At 61.2% G+C, this 16372-nt stretch carries 14 protein-coding genes and 1 pseudogene; 8 read left to right on the forward strand and 7 right to left on the reverse strand.

The features are described from left to right. Window positions 1-17: 17 nt before the first annotated feature. The 6 genes from ACQZ6J_RS00875 to ACQZ6J_RS00900 all read right to left on the reverse strand — a co-directional run bounded on the left by ACQZ6J_RS00875 (window position 18) and on the right by ACQZ6J_RS00900 (window position 5575). Window positions 18-548: an N-acetyltransferase family protein gene (locus ACQZ6J_RS00875; RefSeq protein ID WP_449081261.1), complete on the reverse strand. Its 531-nt coding sequence runs from the start codon at window positions 546-548 to the stop codon at window positions 18-20. Then, on the reverse strand, window positions 545-1876 hold the full coding sequence (locus ACQZ6J_RS00880; protein WP_449081263.1) for a bifunctional folylpolyglutamate synthase/dihydrofolate synthase: 1332 nt from the start codon (window positions 1874-1876) through the stop codon (window positions 545-547). Before ACQZ6J_RS00880 ends, ACQZ6J_RS00875 begins: the two co-directional genes overlap by 4 nt. A gap of 76 nt (window positions 1877-1952) precedes the next feature. Beyond that, window positions 1953-2714 (reverse strand): ABC transporter permease, encoded by a 762-nt coding sequence (locus tag ACQZ6J_RS00885; protein WP_163987403.1) that lies wholly within the window; start codon window positions 2712-2714, stop codon window positions 1953-1955. After that, on the reverse strand, window positions 2711-3637 hold the full coding sequence (locus ACQZ6J_RS00890) for an ABC transporter ATP-binding protein (RefSeq protein ID WP_163987404.1): 927 nt from the start codon (window positions 3635-3637) through the stop codon (window positions 2711-2713). The genes ACQZ6J_RS00885 and ACQZ6J_RS00890 overlap by 4 nt, the downstream gene beginning before the upstream one ends. A gap of 386 nt (window positions 3638-4023) precedes the next feature. After that, on the reverse strand, window positions 4024-4278 hold the full coding sequence (locus tag ACQZ6J_RS00895) for a hypothetical protein (RefSeq protein WP_163987405.1): 255 nt from the start codon (window positions 4276-4278) through the stop codon (window positions 4024-4026). 106 nt (window positions 4279-4384) lie between these two features. Continuing rightward, a complete protein-coding gene (locus ACQZ6J_RS00900; RefSeq protein ID WP_449081266.1) occupies window positions 4385-5575 on the reverse strand; it encodes an extensin-like domain-containing protein in 1191 nt (396 codons plus the stop codon). Window positions 5576-5820: 245 nt separating this feature from the next. Between ACQZ6J_RS00900 and ACQZ6J_RS00905 the strand changes: the two genes are divergently transcribed. The 6 genes from ACQZ6J_RS00905 (at window position 5821) to ACQZ6J_RS00930 (ending at window position 11254) form a co-directional block, all read left to right on the forward strand. Next, on the forward strand, window positions 5821-6210 hold the full coding sequence (locus ACQZ6J_RS00905; RefSeq protein ID WP_163987407.1) for an acyl-CoA thioesterase: 390 nt from the start codon (window positions 5821-5823) through the stop codon (window positions 6208-6210). Window positions 6211-6214: 4 nt separating this feature from the next. Then, window positions 6215-6805: a hypothetical protein gene (locus tag ACQZ6J_RS00910; protein ID WP_449081268.1), complete on the forward strand. Its 591-nt coding sequence runs from the start codon at window positions 6215-6217 to the stop codon at window positions 6803-6805. Window positions 6806-6925: 120 nt separating this feature from the next. After that, window positions 6926-8518 (forward strand): SEL1-like repeat protein, encoded by a 1593-nt coding sequence (locus ACQZ6J_RS00915; RefSeq protein WP_449081270.1) that lies wholly within the window; start codon window positions 6926-6928, stop codon window positions 8516-8518. Window positions 8519-8596: 78 nt separating this feature from the next. Further along, window positions 8597-9646, forward strand: coding sequence for an SEL1-like repeat protein (locus tag ACQZ6J_RS00920; RefSeq protein ID WP_449081272.1), 1050 nt, complete (start codon window positions 8597-8599; stop codon window positions 9644-9646). Window positions 9647-9799: 153 nt separating this feature from the next. Continuing rightward, on the forward strand, window positions 9800-10639 hold the full coding sequence (locus ACQZ6J_RS00925) for an RDD family protein (protein ID WP_449081274.1): 840 nt from the start codon (window positions 9800-9802) through the stop codon (window positions 10637-10639). Between the two features lie 99 nt (window positions 10640-10738). Next, window positions 10739-11254 (forward strand): hypothetical protein, encoded by a 516-nt coding sequence (locus ACQZ6J_RS00930; protein ID WP_449081276.1) that lies wholly within the window; start codon window positions 10739-10741, stop codon window positions 11252-11254. 55 nt (window positions 11255-11309) lie between these two features. Here the strand turns inward: ACQZ6J_RS00930 and ACQZ6J_RS00935 are convergent, their stop codons facing one another. Then, window positions 11310-12560, reverse strand: a complete 1251-nt coding sequence (locus ACQZ6J_RS00935) for an MFS transporter (RefSeq protein WP_449081278.1) — start codon at window positions 12558-12560, stop codon at window positions 11310-11312. Between the two features lie 285 nt (window positions 12561-12845). On the opposite strand from ACQZ6J_RS00935, the gene uvrB reads away from it, so the two are divergent. Both uvrB and ACQZ6J_RS00945 read left to right on the forward strand, forming a co-directional pair. Then, complete coding sequence (gene uvrB / locus ACQZ6J_RS00940; RefSeq protein ID WP_449081280.1) at window positions 12846-15632, forward strand: excinuclease ABC subunit UvrB; 2787 nt, start codon at window positions 12846-12848, stop codon at window positions 15630-15632. Between the two features lie 70 nt (window positions 15633-15702). After that, window positions 15703-15852, forward strand: a pseudogene (locus ACQZ6J_RS00945) (adenylate/guanylate cyclase domain-containing protein); the annotation flags it as partial. Between the last annotated feature and the right edge of the window lie 520 nt (window positions 15853-16372).

The following is a 16372-nucleotide window of genomic DNA, read 5'->3' on the forward strand; positions in this document are numbered from 1 at the left end:
CGACCAGCTCCGATCGATCAGATCAGCAGAGACAGGTCGTCCCACGCGAAAATGAGGTTGTCGGAACGCCAGATCGGCCCCGGATCGGTGTACCGGCCGATCAATCGTCCGCCCAGCGCATGGTAGAAGGCGATTGCCGGTTCGTTGCCGACGACGACGCCGAGCCCGACTGCCGAATAACCCAGCGACCCGACCTCGCGCGCCAGCTCGCGCATCAGACGGCGGCCGAGCCCCTGACGCTTGACGGAGGGATCGATGTAGAGCGACTTCACTTCGCAACGCCCTTCGAATGCCGGCTCGGACGGCGCGGTAATCGCGCCGATGCCGACGAGCCGCCGGCCCTGCACCGCCAGAAGCACGCGCTGATCCTTCCGGGGCTGGGAAAGCATATCCGCCCATCGAACGCGGCGGTATTCCTCATCGAGCGCTCGGTAGACTTCGTCGGGTGCAAGATCGCGATAGGTCTCGCACCAGATCGCGCGATGCAGCCTCGCGATATCGGCGACATCATCGGCGAGAGCCGGCCTGATGGAGATCTCAGTCGTCACCCGGCATTCCTCAGGACCGTGTTGCGCAACGCACCGACAAGATAGAGCGAGCCGGTCACAAGAATCCAGCCACAGCCTCCGGCAGCTTTCGCCACGGCACGATCCAATGCCTTCAGCGGGTCCGGTTCGGCCTCGCCCGCCATGCCCATGGATGCCCAGAGTGCGTCCAGTTCCTTTGCCGCATGGGCCCGACCCGAGCCGGATGCCTCCGTGAAGACGGCATGGGAAACGTAGCGCGACAGCACATCCAGAAAGCCGGGGGCGTCCTTGTCGGACGCCAAGGCAACGATGGCGATACAATCGCCGCTGACGCCGGGCGAACGGGTGATGTCGCGCAGCACAGCCTCGATGTTGAACGGCACATGCGCGCCGTCCATCACCATGGGCACCGTCTGCCGCTCATTCCGCAACGCCGGCGGCAAGGCGAAGTCGACGCGCTCCATGCGACCCGGCAGACGTGCCTTGTCGACCACCGCGGGTTCAAGCAGCCACGCGCCGATGGGCTGGCCCGCGTCGCTCCCACCATGAAGACGCTCGCCCTGTTGCCCCAAGTGATCGAACACCAGGCCGACCAGCGCGATATTCGTGTCCGCAATGGTCGCATCCCCGGGAAGGTCTGTCCGCAGCACCTCGCATCCGAGTTCATCGGCGCGCTGCTGCAGCACCTGACCCGCTGCATCGCCAGCGGCAAGCGTGGTGGCAAGCACCGCACCGGGCTTCAATATGCCGACCTTCTCGCGTGCGATCGCCTCCCGCGTGGCCCCAAGAATTTCCGTGTGCTCGAGCCCGATATTGGTGACGATGGCGACTTCGCCGAAGACCACATTGGTGGAATCCAGCCTGCCGCCGAGCCCGACCTCGACGACGACCCAGTTCAAGCCGGCGTTCCCGAACACGACGAAGGCGGCCGCCGTTATCACATCGAACCAGGTCGCATCCTCCGCGGCGGTCGCGGCTTGCTTTGCGCTTTCATAGCAATCCAGAACTTGCATGATCGCCTTCGCCAGCGCATCGTCCTCGACCTCCCGGCCCAAAACGCTGATGCGCTCGTTCACCCGGTCGACATGCGGCGAGGCATAGCGGCCGACCTGCCAGCCGGCCCGCAGCAATCCGGCTTCGAGAAGGGCCGAGACCGACCCCTTGCCCTTGGTGCCGGCGACGTGGATGGCGCGAAAATTGCGATGGGGATTGCCCAGGCGCTGCATGAGATCGAGCATCGGCTCGAGACCGACCCGCATCTCCCCGCGCGGCTTGCGCTCCCAATTGGTCAGTTGGTCGAGCCGACGAAGGGCATCGGATAGCGCCTGGCTGGGATGGGACTGCGACATGGGGGGCCTTTTCAACGATTTCCATGCGGCCGCAAAAGCCGCAAGCTTCCTTAAACCCGCCGGACCGGCGCCGCCATCAGTTTCTCAGGCGATAGCCCGTCCTGAAAATCCAGCCGAGGATAGCTAGGCAGACAACGAGGAAAAGCGAGATCATCGCGAGGCTCAGCACCGGATTGACGTCGGCGATGCCATAGAAGCTCCAGCGGAATCCGCTGACGAGATAGAGGACCGGGTTGATATGGCTGACCGCCTGCCAGAAGGGCGGCAGCATGTTGATCGAATAGAAGCTGCCGCCGAGGAAGGTCAACGGCGGCACGACCAGCATCGGGATGAGGTTCAACTGCTCGAAATTCCCGGCCCAAATGCCGATCATGAAACCGAACAGGCTAAAGGTTATCGCCGTCAGCACGAAGAACAGGATCATCATGAACGGATGCTCGATCCTGATATCCACGAAGAAGCTGGCCGTGGCGAGGATAATCAGGCCGATCAGCATGCCCTTGGTCGCCGCCGCACCGACATAGCCGAGAACGATCTCGGTCATGGCGACGGGCGCCGACAGCACCTCGTAGATCGTGCCCGTGAATTTCGGGAAGTAGATGCCGAAGGAACCATTGCTGATGCACTGGCCAAGCAAGGTCAGCATGATCAGGCCGGGGGTGATGAACGCTCCGTAGGAAACGCCTTCCACCAGGTTGATGCGCGATCCGATCGCCGCGCCGAAGACGATGAAATAGAGCGAGGTGGAAATGACCGGGGAGACCACGCTCTGCAGCAATGTGCGGCGCGTGCGGGCCATTTCGAAAGCGTAGATGGATTTGATCGCCTCGAAGTTCATTTGCCCGCTCCCACCAACGATACGAAGATATCCTCGAGCGAGCTCTGACGCGTCGAGAGGTCCTTGAAATGAATTCCCTCGGCAGCCAGCTTCGACAGCAGGGTCGCGATGCTCGACTGCTCGTTCTGGGTATCGAAGTCATAGATCAGGGTCAGGCCGTTCGGCCCGAGCGAAAGCCCGTTGCCGTCGAGACAATGCGGGATGGCCCCCAGCGGCTCGTTCAAATCGAGGATGAGCTGCTTCTGGCCAAGCTTGGCCATCAACGCTTTCTTCTCCTCAACCAGCAGCAGCTCGCCGCCATTGATGACGCCGACGCGATCGGCCGCCTCTTCAGCCTCTTCGATGTAGTGGGTCGTGAGAATGATCGTTACGCCGGAAGCACGCAGACGCTCGACGACATGCCACATGTCCTTTCGCAACGTCACGTCGACACCGGCCGTCGGCTCGTCGAGGAAAAGGATCTCCGGTTCGTGCGAAAGCGCCTTGGCGATCAGCACGCGCCGCTTCATGCCGCCGGAAAGCTGGCGAAGCATGTTGTCCTTCTTCTCCCAGAGAGAAAGATCGCGCAGCACTCTTTCGATATATTCCGGGTTCGGCTTCTTGCCGTGAAGCCCGCGCGAAAACCTCACCGTATTCCAGACGGTTTCGAACTGATCGGTGGTCAGCTCCTGCGGCACCAGGCCGATCAGGCTGCGCGTGGCACGAAAATCCCGCACGACGTCGTGGCCGCCGACGGTCACCGAACCGCTGCTCGGATTGGCGATCCCGCAGACGATGGAAATCAGCGTCGTCTTGCCCGCGCCGTTCGGCCCGAGCAGCGCCAGGATTTCACCCCGTTCGATATCGAGGTCGATACCTTTCAGGGCCTGGAACCCATTGGAGTATGTTTTCGTAAGATTGCGAATGGAAATGATCGGAGCCATGATGCGGCAAAGTCCGGCTTTTGTGATGAATTTCGCGGCGTTTGCCCGCTATATAACCGGTCTTCGGCTTTTACCACCCCACGGTGGTGAAACACAGCGTTCGTCTAAGCCAAATAAGCTGTCATCAAATCGTGACCTTCATCGGGCATATAGCTTCTTAGGTGAGCAACGTTTGTCGCAACTCCGCCCAACGCCTCTTGGCGGCATCGTCAGCGCCTGCTGTATTGGCCGATTTATTGCCTTCGCATTCGTATTGCATACATCATTGCAACATGAAGTTCTTTTTTGGAGCAGGCAAGGATCCCCCGTCGTTGTCATGCACCGTTTCAAGCCGGCAATAGCCGGCTTTTCTTTTTTCCGCGAGCCTGCGTTCCGCAAAGCGGGCGTTACCAGTTCCCGTTCACGCCGCAACCGGCCGGCGGCAACGTCTTGTGCTCGAACCGCGCCTTCAGCATCTCGCAACCCTTGTCGCGAATGGGTCCGGGCATCATCGTATTGAGACCGATGCCGACTTCATCGAAAGGATCGTCGGCATACGCAACATAGGCGTACCACCGGCCGCCAATCACGATGACGATGGCAACCAGCGCGGCAATGAGCGCCCTTCCCAGGCTTTTCTTTCGTCTCGGTGCTTCTTCCATGAAACCCTCTCCTGCCCTTGGCCCGCGCACTTAAACGCGATTCCCCGCATACGTAAACCAGCTTCGCGGTTCGGCAAGAGCGGATAGTGTTCCGACGAAACGTCAATCAAAGGCTGCAATAGCGCCGGCCGCCCTTTCGATCCCGGAGGTCGAAATGGAAGTGGTTCCAATGCTCCGGATTGCTGCCCGGCCCGAGCACCGTATCGAAATAGCGGCAGCTGTCGACACGAACGGCCTTGAGCAACTGACCCTCGCGGAAGGAGAAAAGGCCTTTCTTGCGTATATCGATCACATGGCCGTTCTTCAGGACGAAGGTGCCGACATCGATCGCATTTCCGTGCGCATGCTCCGACATGGGATTATAGCGTTGCCGGCTATTGTTCATCCGCCGGCACGAATAGCCGCCGAGCGGCACGATCGTACCGATGCCGGACCAGTAGCGCGTGCGCGCCGCGGGAGCCAGCTCGTTCTTCACCCATTTGGCGAAGGCAAGCGTCACCTGGCAGTTCAGCGTGACGGCCGGCCGGACGGCGATGTTGCCGGAAAGCCCGCTCAGCGAAATCGGGTAAGGAACCTGACAGGCCGGACCGTTCGAGATCGCCGGCTTGTCGGTATAGGCGACGCCCATGCGCCGCAGCTCCTGGCGGCAGGCGATTTCCGAAGGCGGCATCATCCCCGGCGTCGATTGCGGCGGCTCGAACTGCTGATCGAGGCGCGGTATCGGATTTTCGGCGCGCGGCAGCATGGCGACCTGGGTTCCCGGCTGCTGCCTCGGTATCCGCGACTGGTTGAGTTCGGCCTGTGCCGCCGGCCGTTGAAGAGTGGAGCGATTGGTCTGCATCGGCGCATCCGTGCCGATGCCGTCGACGACCGGCTGATCGGACTGGCCTTCGGCGATATTCTGCTGTTCTTCCTGCGCCAGCCCGACCACCGATGGGGACTGTTCCTCCTCGCTCGGACCAACGCCGAGCTCGGCATCCATATTGACGCCCTGGGAGGGAACGTCGGATTGTTGCGCCAGCCCGGTTTCGACATCCGACGTAGTCACGGCCTCGCCGCTTCCGCTGGAGCGAACGGGGCCGCCATTGTAATTGCTGGAGGTGGAAACGACAGGATCCTGCGCGCCCTGATAGGCGAACTGCCGCTGCTGTACGCTTCTATGCGGCTTGATGGAGCCGACGCGCGCGGAACTGTCGATGCCGGAGGGCGGCACGAGACTATCTGCCGTACAGGCGACCAGCGCCGACGACAACAGCAATGGCAGCGCAACCCGCCGTAGAATGGGTAAAATGGTCATACTCCTGATCCGCTGCCCCAGCCACGGTCGGTAACGATTACAAATCCTAAACGGGAAGGGTGAACGAATGCTTACCGCTGCGGATCGCGATGTTTCAGGCCGGCACTTCATGACGCGGAAGCCAGTTCAAGCAAGGCTGTCGCCCCAACAGAAGTCCTTTGCACAAATGCCGATACGGCTTTTCCATCGCGACTGGATTGCATAGGTTGAATATCGGAATCGGGCAGCGCAACAGGAGCAGATGAATGAACGACAGCGTCAAACCGAGAGGTGAGCTCACATTGCGCACGCTGGCCATGCCCGCCGACGCCAATCCCGCCGGCGATATCTTCGGCGGCTGGGTCATGGCGCAGATGGACTTGGCAAGCGGCATCCGCGCGGCGGAACGCGCGCGCGGCCGCGTCGTCACGGCGGCCGTCAAGGAGATGGCCTTCGAGCTGCCGGTCAAGATCGGCGACACGCTGAGCGTCTTCACCGATATCGAGCGCGTCGGCCGCACCTCGATCACGCTGAACGTCGAGGCGTGGGCGCACCGCGCACGCTACAACACACTGGAAAAAGTGACCGCCGCAACGTTCATCATGGTCGCGCTCGACGAGAATGGAGAGCCGAAGGCCGTGCCAGAGGAGAGCTGACGCCATGGGTTCCGTCCATACACCGGAGGTCTACGTCTATATCAGGACTGTCATGAGCATGGTGATCGGCCTTTCGCTCGCCCAGCTCCTGACCCGGCTCGCCGGTTTCGTGCAATCGCCCGGCAAGAACAAGATCTACCTCGTCCATATCGGCTGGGTGCTGTCGATGTTCCTGTTCATCATCCATTTCTGGTGGTGGGAATACCGGCTGCAATCCGTCGCGCAGATCAATTTCGGCGTCTACCTCTTTCTCATCTGCTTCTGCTGCCTCTTCTATTTCCTCTGCGTCCTGCTGAATCCGCCGTCGGTGGAGGACTATGGCGGCTTCGAGGAGTATTTCATCTCCAGACGCCGCTGGTTCTTCGGCCTGCTTGCCGTGACCTACGCCGTCGATCTCATCGACACGATGCTGAAGGGCGAGACCTACTTCCACTCCCTCGGCTGGGAATACCCGACGCGCAACATCGTCTACATCGCCCTTTGCATCGTCGCCGCGATCACCGCCAACCGGCGTTTCCAGGCGGCATTCGTGATTGTCGGGCTGATCTACCAGATCACATGGATCTTCCGCCTCTATGACGTGCTTCCGGTATGAGGATCGCATTCCGCCGGTCGTAAAACGGCCGCCATTTCTGTGCTCTACGATCCTTGACCAAGACATCGCCATATTGTTCAGATCGATTGGCTTCCGAGACGCAGGTGGGAGACGCAGGCCTTGAAGACGAAGAGCTATGTATTGGGATTGGCGATTGCTCTTTCGTTGCCGTGGCTTGCTCATGCCGAAGACCCCGCGCCGGGGCCGGCCAACACCACGATCGACCTGAAATATTGGGTGGAATTCGCCAAACAGGGCAATCCGGCCGCACAATACGGCCTCGGCTATCGCTACGCCAACGGCCAGGGCGTGGAGCAGGACGACGAGCAGGCGGTCGATTGGTATCGGAAATCGGCCGAACAGGGCAATGCGCAGGCGCAATATGCGCTGGCCTATATGTATGCCAGCGGCCGCGGCGTCGATGCGGATCTGAAACAGGCGAACGACTGGTATCTAAGGGCGGCGCAGCGCGGCAATGCCGACGCTCAATATGCCATCGGCTATTCCTATGCCAATGGCCGCGGCATGGATGTCGACAATGAGGACGCCGTCACCTGGTATCAGAAGTCCGCCGCCCAGGGGCAGGCTCAGGCGCAATATGCGCTGGGATACATGTATGCCAACGGCCTCGGCGTGCAACAGGACGGAAGCATCGCACTCGGCTGGTATCGCAAGGCGGCCGATCAGGGCCGGTCGGACGCCCAGTATGCGCTCGGCTACATGTATGACAACGGCCAGGGCACCACGGAAGACCCCGCCCAGGCCGTCGGCTGGTATAAGAAGGCGGGCGATCAGGGAAACGCACAGGGCCTGTACGCCGTCGGCTACGCCTATGCCAATGGCAAGGGTGTCGAGCAGAGCGATGCCGAAGCCTATTCCTGGTACATGCGAGCGGCTGAGAAGGGTCGCGCCGACGCGCAGTATGCGGTGGGCTACAGCCTTGCGAACGGAACGGGCGTCGCACGCGATTACAGGCAGGCGCTTCAATGGTATCGCAAATCCGCCGATCAGGGGCGTCCCGACGCGCAATATGCCATCGGCTATCTCTACGCCAACGGCGACGGCGTGAAGGTCGATGAGGGCAGCGCGGTACGGTGGTATCGCAAGGCCGCCGACCGGGGCTATGTGCAGGGTGAATTCGCCCTCGCCACGATGTACGCGGCCGGGCGCGGCGTCGCAAAGGATTATGCCAAGGCGTTCGAATGGTATGGAAAGGCCGCGGCTCAGGGCGATCCCGATGCGCAATATGACCTGGGCTACTTGTATGACAGCGGCCAGGGAACGGTGTCTGACAAAGCGGCCGCGGCAAGCTGGTACCGCAAGGCGGCCGACCAGAACAATTCGCAAGGGGAATACGCCCTCGCCTATCTTTATTATCAGGGCGCAGGTGTAGCCAAAGACTATGCCCAGACGGTAGACCTGTTTCGCAAAGCAGCCGATCAGGGCGATGCGCGTGCGGAGTACGGTCTTGGTCATATGTACTATAACGGCTATGGCGTGCCGAAGGACTCAAGGATTGCCGCCGATTGGTTCAACAAGGCCGCGGCCAAGGGATTGCCGGAAGCGCAGCACGGACTGAGCTATATGGAAGCCAACGGCGATGGCCCGATCAGGGATCTCGGACCGCTGGGACAGGGAGCGGCCGGACAGAAGGGTGCCGGCGACATGACGGGCTGGGTCATATTTCATTTGCTGATGGCGCTTGTGCCCTGATGGGTCACAAAGCGTTCGCCAGCTCGACTAAACGGATTTTCGACTGAGGGGTAGACTGTGAATTGGAAGAAGGGGGCCGTGGCTTTGCTCTTCGCGCTGGCATCCATGGGTGCCGCGCACGCCGATGTCGGCCGCAACGACTATGATCGCGGAGACTTCAAGACCGGCCCGGATTACTGGCGCCCCTTGGCGAACAAAGGCAACGTCGCAGCGCAGATAAAGCTCGGGCAGATGTACGAGGAAGGCGACGGGGTCGAAAAGAACCTGAGCCGGGCCCTCGATTGGTACAGGAAGGCGGCCGATCAGGGCAATGCCGAAGCCCAGTTCAATGTCGGCACCATGTACGACCAGGGCCAGGGCATCGCCATCGACAAGAGCCAGGCCATTCTGTGGTACAGGAAGGCGGCTGCGCAGGGGTATCTCAACGCGCAATACAATCTCGGCGTCGTCTACGACACGGGCGAAGGCGTGGCCCAGGACAAGCCGCAGGCCTTTGCCTGGTACAGCAAGGCCGCCGAACAGGGCGACGCGGACGCACAGTTCAACGTCGGCACCATGTACGACCAGGGCGACGGCATCGAGAAGGACAAGAACAAGGCCGTCCTGTGGTATGGCAAGGCCGCAGCGCAGGGCAAGGTCGAGGCGCAGTTCAATCTCGGCATCATGTACCGCGATGGCGAAGGTGTCGCCAAGGATGGCGCTACCGCCCTCTCCTGGTTCCGCAAGGCGGCCGACCAGGGTGATGCCAGCTCCCAGTTCAATCTAGGCGCCATGTATGCCGATGGCGATGGCATCAAGCAGGACGATGCCCAGGCGATCGCCTGGTTCCTCAAAGCCGCCGCGCAGAACGACGTCGAAGCCGAGTACAATCTCGGTGTCATGTTCCGCGACGGCGAAGGCATCGCCAAGAACGGTCCCCAGGCGATCTACTGGTTCAAGCGGGCAGCGGAGCATCGCTATGCCGACGCCGCCTACAATCTCGCCATGATGTATCGCGACGGCGACGGCGTCTCGGCAGACCCCATCAAGGCCGAGGAATGGTTCCGCAAGGCAAAGCGCCTGGGCTATGACGGCGGTGGCGATGAAGAACCGGATGATTCATCCGGCGCACAGAGCATCCCGATATAAATTGAACGGGTGCCCTACCCGCATCGTTCGGCCTCGTCGATCACCCGCCACCCCTCCCGGCGAATCACGGCAAAGCGTGCTAGTCCATGCAAAACTTGAAGTGCGTGCAGCGACATGTGGGCATCGCGGCACGCGTTGAACCGGGGGGAATTCATGAGTTTTGCTGCTTCCGATCATCAAATGGCCACCTTGCCGCCCCGCCGTTTATGGCGGCGGCTGGGTGCCTATCTGATCGACATCGTTATTTTCCAGATCGCCTTTACATTGCTGTTTCTGGCCATATCGGCGGTAACGCCGTGGGACCTGACCCTGCCGTCTCTGCAGAAGCGGCATTGCGAGATAACCACCTCGTCGGGAGCGCTCGTTGACAAGATAGAGGCCGAATGGCCGTTGCAGCCGGGCGAAACGAGAACCAATCAGCTGTGCCGCATATCCTGGCTGGGCAGCAAGGGATACACCGTCCTCGTTTCGGAAGTCACTTCGCAACAGGGATCCACAACCTCGACACGCGCCCTCTCCGTGCCCGTCAACGGCAGCGGCGATGCCATCGATCTCAATGCAACCGTCAGACCGACCTCCAGTATCGTGCTGCTGCTCCTGCCGCTTGCTTTTGCTCTCTTCACGGCAAACGGCAGGCGGACGCCGGGCAAGAGATTGACCTCGCTACGCGTAATAACCGTCGAAAACGACACCCTGCCTCTCGGACTTGCCGTCAAGCGCGAAATACTCAAACTCCTGCCGTTGACGCTGCTGGGCGTCTTCAATCTGGCCAGCCTGCTTTTCTTGCGGCCGTCCATGCCTCCGCTCGAGGACTTGATCCAGCAAGCGCGTGACGCCAGCCTTCTGTCCGCCAGCGGCTTCCTCGCCCTGACCGGCGCCTTGGCGCCGCTCCTGTTCGTATTCACGCTCGTCTGGTGGATATTCCCGTTGATCGTATGGCGTGGCCAGACCTTTTACGACCGCCTCTGCGACACCTTGGTCGTTAAGCCATAACCGTCAAATGATGGGGATTGCCTTGGCAAGTGAAGAGATGGAAGACTATACCGCGCCGGGCCTGATTTGCTGCTTCTTCTCTTGCAAGGATAGATCGCCGTGAACCTGAAATATCCCATATCCTCCTTCTCGTTCCTGCCGCCTCTTCGCATGGCTTTGCTCGCCTCAGCGATTGTGTTGCCGTTCTCTCCGCTTCCGATGGCGGCGGAGCCGGCGCAAGCGACGCCCGGCTCGTGCTGGTCGCTGCTGCAGAGCAAGTTCGGCCCACAGATCGAGAAATCGGTGAACGAGGCCGATCCGTGCAAGAAACTGCCGGGTGTCGATCACAAGGACAAGTTCGAGGTGAAATCGCTGGATGTCTGTGATGCTGCTGGCGGCGGCGTGCAGATCAACGCCCATGCCGAAATAGCCTGCAAGTCCCATGGCGTGCTGAAGACGACGATCAAAGGCCAGCTGGACGCTTCCATGACGGTCGATGTCGGCGCATGCCACATCACCGACATGCAGCTCGGGATCAACGGCCCCATCGGCGAGCTGATATCTTCCGTCGGCGGATTGCAGGACATCGCCCGCGGCTTCGCCCAGGCCAAGATCTCGGAGATCTGCGGCAAATAATGGGAAAGGGCCGGCGCAGAACACCGGCCCCTCCCAATTCAGATAGCAAAGCGGCTCATACGCGCATGGCGCTATCGGTTCGCTCGGTATCCTTGCTGCCGAACCGGACGCCCTTCTTCTCGAAGCCGAAGCCGGCGAACAGCGCCACCACGACGGCCACGATGCAGGCGACGATCAATAGCGCGAGCGCATAGTCGCCGTTCCACTGCTTCGCCAGCCCGGCCTGGATCGACGCATTGCCGGACGCCAGCAGATTGCCGAGTTGATAGGCAAACCCGGGAAAGGTGCCACGCACCTCATCCGGCGACAGTTCGTTGAGATGCACGGGCACGATGCCCCAGGCGCCCTGCACGAAGAGCTGCATTAGAAAGGCGCCGATCGCGAGCATTACCGGTCCCTGCCCGTAGACCCAAAGCGGAGCGACGGGAATCGCAAGAAGGGATGCGATGACGATGGTCCGCCGCCTGCCCCAACGCTGCGACAAAGCGCCAAAAGCCAGGCCGCCGACGATCGCGCCGATATTGTAGACGATGGCGATGGCGCCGACCGTATAGGAATTATACTGCCGCTGGGTTTCCAGAAATGTCGGATAGAGGTCCTGGGTGCCGTGACTGAAGAAGTTGAACGCCGTCATCAGCAGCACCGCCCATATGAACAGCGGAATATTCTCGCGCAATACGGTTAGGAAAGGCCGTTGCGGTTTCGATTGCCGCTGCAGGAAGGCGGGAGACTCCTCCACGTTACGCCTGATGTAGAGCACCAGCAGCGCCGGCACCGCGCCGACGATGAACATGCCGCGCCAGCCGATGACCGGAAACAGCAGGAAGAAGACGATCGAGGCGATCAGATAGCCGGAGGGATAACCCGCCTGCAGGATCCCCGACACGAGGCCGCGCGAGTCCTCGGGTATGGTTTCCATGACAAGCGACGCCCCCACGCCCCATTCGCCGCCCATGGCGACGCCGAACAGCGCGCGCAGCACGAGGAACATCGTCAGGCCGGTCGAAAAGCCGGTCAGGAACTCGAAGATGGAATAGAGCAGCACATCGACCATCAGGGTCGTGCGCCGTCCGAAGCGATCCGCCGCGAGCCCGAAGATCAAGGCGCCGACGGGCCGCATGGCAAGGGTCAGGAAGATCGCCACGGCGACCGCCGGGACGTCCGTGTGAAACTCTTCGGCTATGTGCTTGAGAACGAAAACCAGAATGAAGAAATCGAAAGCATCCAGCGTCCAGCCGAGATAGGCCGCGATGACGGTGTTGCGTTGCTGGGGGGACAGGGAACGTAAGCTATCCAATGCGGTCATCATGATCCTCCGACCGGATGGCGGCGGCGAGGCGGGCGATACCGGATGCCGTCGAAGCTGGGGGAACCCGGCATCGGGCCGGGCATATCGACGTTGCGGCCGGCTCCTCCTTCGGCGCCTGCGAGGATCGCGCTATGCGGACTTTCAGGTCAGCGATAACGCATCGGCCGCCCTTGGGTTGTAACATATTTGACATCTCCGGCGAATGGAAAAATCCACCCTTTCGTTTCCCTTTTGTACTCTTTCCCCCTTCACATCCGGGCGATCTGTCGCCATATTCGCCCCATGGCCAGATCACCGAAGAAATCCCCCGCCCCGACCGGTTTCGAAGAGGCGCCGCAGGCGCCGTTTGAAGGTACGCCGCTCAGCGGCAGCGTCTCCGACTGGGTAAAGCAGCTCGAAGCCGATGCGGAGATGTCCGGCATCGAGACCCAGCGCGAAATTGCCTCGAAAGCCGGCAAGCACCGCAAGAAGGTGGAAATCGCCGCCTCCAAATCGGCGCGCGGCACTTCGATGGGCGGATCGACCGATCCGAAGACGCGCGCCGCCGCCGGCCTCAATCCGGTGGCCGGCATGGATACGTCGCTGGAAAACGCCGCCAACGCCGGTACGGCCGTGACGGCGACCGTGGAAGCGCTGTCGAAGCTGATCGAAAGCGGCAATCCGCTCTTCAAGGACGGCAAGCTCTGGACGCCGCACCGCCCTGCCCGCCCGAACAAATCCGAAGGCGGCATCCCCATCCGCATGGTCTCGGACTACGAGCCGGCCGGCGACCAGCCGACCGCCATCCGCGATCTCGTCGAGGGCCTGGACAACGGCGACCGCAGCCAGGTCCTGCTCGGCGTTACCGGCTCGGGCAAGACGTTCACCATGGCCAAGGTGATCGAGGCGACGCAGCGCCCGGCCGTCATCCTGGCGCCGAACAAGACTTTGGCCGCCCAGCTCTATTCGGAATTCAAGAACTTCTTCCCAGACAACGCGGTCGAGTATTTCGTCTCCTACTACGACTACTACCAGCCGGAAGCCTATGTGCCGCGCTCGGATACCTTCATCGAGAAGGAAAGCTCGATCAACGAACAGATCGACCGCATGCGCCACTCGGCGACGCGCTCGCTGCTGGAACGCGACGATTGCATCATCGTCGCCTCGGTCTCCTGCATCTACGGTATCGGTTCGGTCGAGACCTATACGGCCATGACCTTCCAGATGAATGTCGGCGACCGGCTGGACCAGCGCCAGCTTCTGGCCGACCTCGTGGCGCAGCAATACAAGCGCCGCGACATGGATTTCATCCGCGGCTCCTTCCGCGTGCGCGGCGACACGATCGAGATCTTCCCGGCCCACTTGGAGGATGCCGCCTGGCGCATCTCCATGTTCGGTGACGAGATCGACGCCATCACCGAGTTCGATCCGCTCACCGGCCAGAAGACCGGCGATCTGAAATCGGTGAAGATCTACGCCAATTCCCACTATGTCACACCGCGCCCGACGCTGAATGGCGCCATCAAGGCGATCAAGGAAGAGCTGAAGATCCGCCTCGCCGAGCTGGAAAAGGCAGGCCGCCTGCTTGAAGCGCAACGGCTGGAACAGCGCACACGCTATGACGTCGAAATGCTCGAGGCGACCGGCTCCTGCGCCGGCATCGAGAACTATTCGCGCTACCTCACCGGCCGCAATCCCGGCGAGCCGCCGCCGACCTTGTTCGAATATATTCCCGACAACGCCCTGCTCTTCATCGACGAAAGTCACGTCTCCGTCAGCCAGATCGGCGGCATGTATCGCGGCGACTTCCGGCGCAAGGCGACGCTGGCCGAATACGGCTTCCGCCTGCCGTCCTGCATGGACAACAGACCATTGCGCTTCGAGGAATGGGACGCCATGCGCCCGGACACGATCGCGGTTTCGGCAACGCCGGGCGGCTGGGAAATGGAACAGTCCGGCGGCGTCTTTGCCGAACAGGTCATCCGCCCGACCGGCCTCATCGACCCGCCGGTCGAGGTTCGTTCCGCCCGCACCCAGGTCGACGACGTGCTCGGCGAAATCCGCGAGACCGCCGCCAAGGGCTATCGAACCCTCTGCACCGTGCTCACCAAGCGCATGGCCGAGGACCTGACGGAGTATCTGCACGAACAGGGCGTGCGCGTGCGCTACATGCACTCCGACATCGACACACTGGAGCGCATCGAGATCATCCGCGATCTTCGCCTCGGCGCTTTCGACGTGCTGGTCGGCATCAACCTGCTGCGCGAGGGTCTCGACATTCCGGAATGCGGTTTCGTCGCCATTCTCGACGCCGACAAGGAAGGCTTCCTGCGCTCGGAGACCTCGCTCATCCAGACCATCGGTCGCGCCGCGCGTAACGTCGACGGCAAGGTCATTCTCTATGCCGACAACATCACCGGCTCGATGCAGCGGGCGATGGATGAAACCAGCCGCCGCCGCGAAAAGCAGATGGCTTACAACCTTGAACATGGCATCACGCCGGAATCGGTGAAGGCGAAGATTTCCGACATTCTCGACAGCGTCTACGAGAAGGATCACGTTCGCGCCGATATCGGCGGCGTCTCCGGCAAGGGCTTTGCCGATGGCGGCCACCTTGTCGGCAACAATCTGCAGGCCCACCTCAACGCTTTGGAAAAGGCGATGCGCGATGCCGCCGCCGACCTCGATTTCGAAAAGGCCGCCCGGCTGCGCGACGAGATTAAGCGCCTCAAGGCGGCGGAACTGGCCGTCATGGACGATCCGATGGCCCGCGAGGAAGCGAAAAGCCTCGAGAGCCGCGGCGGCGCGGCGGGCAAGCGCGCTCCTCCCGCGCCGGAAGCCTCCGGTTCCTATTTCGCCAAGCCGAACCTGGACGAAATGGGTCCGGGCAGCGACGCCAGCACGCCGCTCTTCCGCAAGAACACACTGGACGAGATGACCGTCGGCCGCACCGAAAAGCCGGTGATGGGCAATGTGCCGGACAGGCCGATCACGCGGGCAAGGCCGGGTGTCGACTCCTATGAGGATCCGGTGGACGAAAAGCAGCGCAAGGGACGCACCAAGGGCAAGACGGGCCGACCCGGGCGCTGAAGCGACAGCGCCTGGCAGGTGTTCGCAAACCAGAGTTGCCGATTTTATGCGAGGCGACGCCTGCTAGCATCGCTCGGAGGGTCTGTGCAAACCACTCGGCCGCAATATCCTCATTTCCGGTTCCGTCGCGATGGAAACGACAACGCCAATGCTGTCTTTGGGAGATTGTCAGCGGCGCGGGATTGCCGAACCTTGCACTGTCCCCTTGGCGGAGAGCTAATCCGCAGGCGGCCCGCCCTTCAACGCGCATCATAATCCCGGCGATACATTTGCATGGAGAATGGTTTGAAAGAGGTTTTGCCTTGGCCAAGGCGGAGCTCGTCATATGAAATATGTGTCCCGCAAGCTGATGACTTTTGCAAAGGGCGCAATGGTAAGTATCGTCCAGGGAGGCACTTTGATCCGTGCCGCAAGAATAGGAAGCAAGCTTATTATATGGTTCCGAAATAATAGATTCGTCGGCTATTCGAAGTTCAAAGCCAACAACCCATTGATTTATATCATATTCCACCCGCCAACTAAAACACCCCTTGCCTTTTTCTCAAAACCCTGTCACCCATATGCATGCTCGGGCATTTGCATGCCGGTGACTGGACTGATTTGATGATCCGCTGGCGGCAGGCAGTGGTTGGGTTTCAGAGACCCGCGCAGACGTTCTTTCCCCGTACGTGACTTCTCGACTGGCTTTCGCATGGCGCGGAGGCAAAGCCGTCCGGGGTTCCCGGATAAACTAAGACTGA

It is taken from the genome of Rhizobium sp. A37_96 (genome assembly GCF_053521765.1).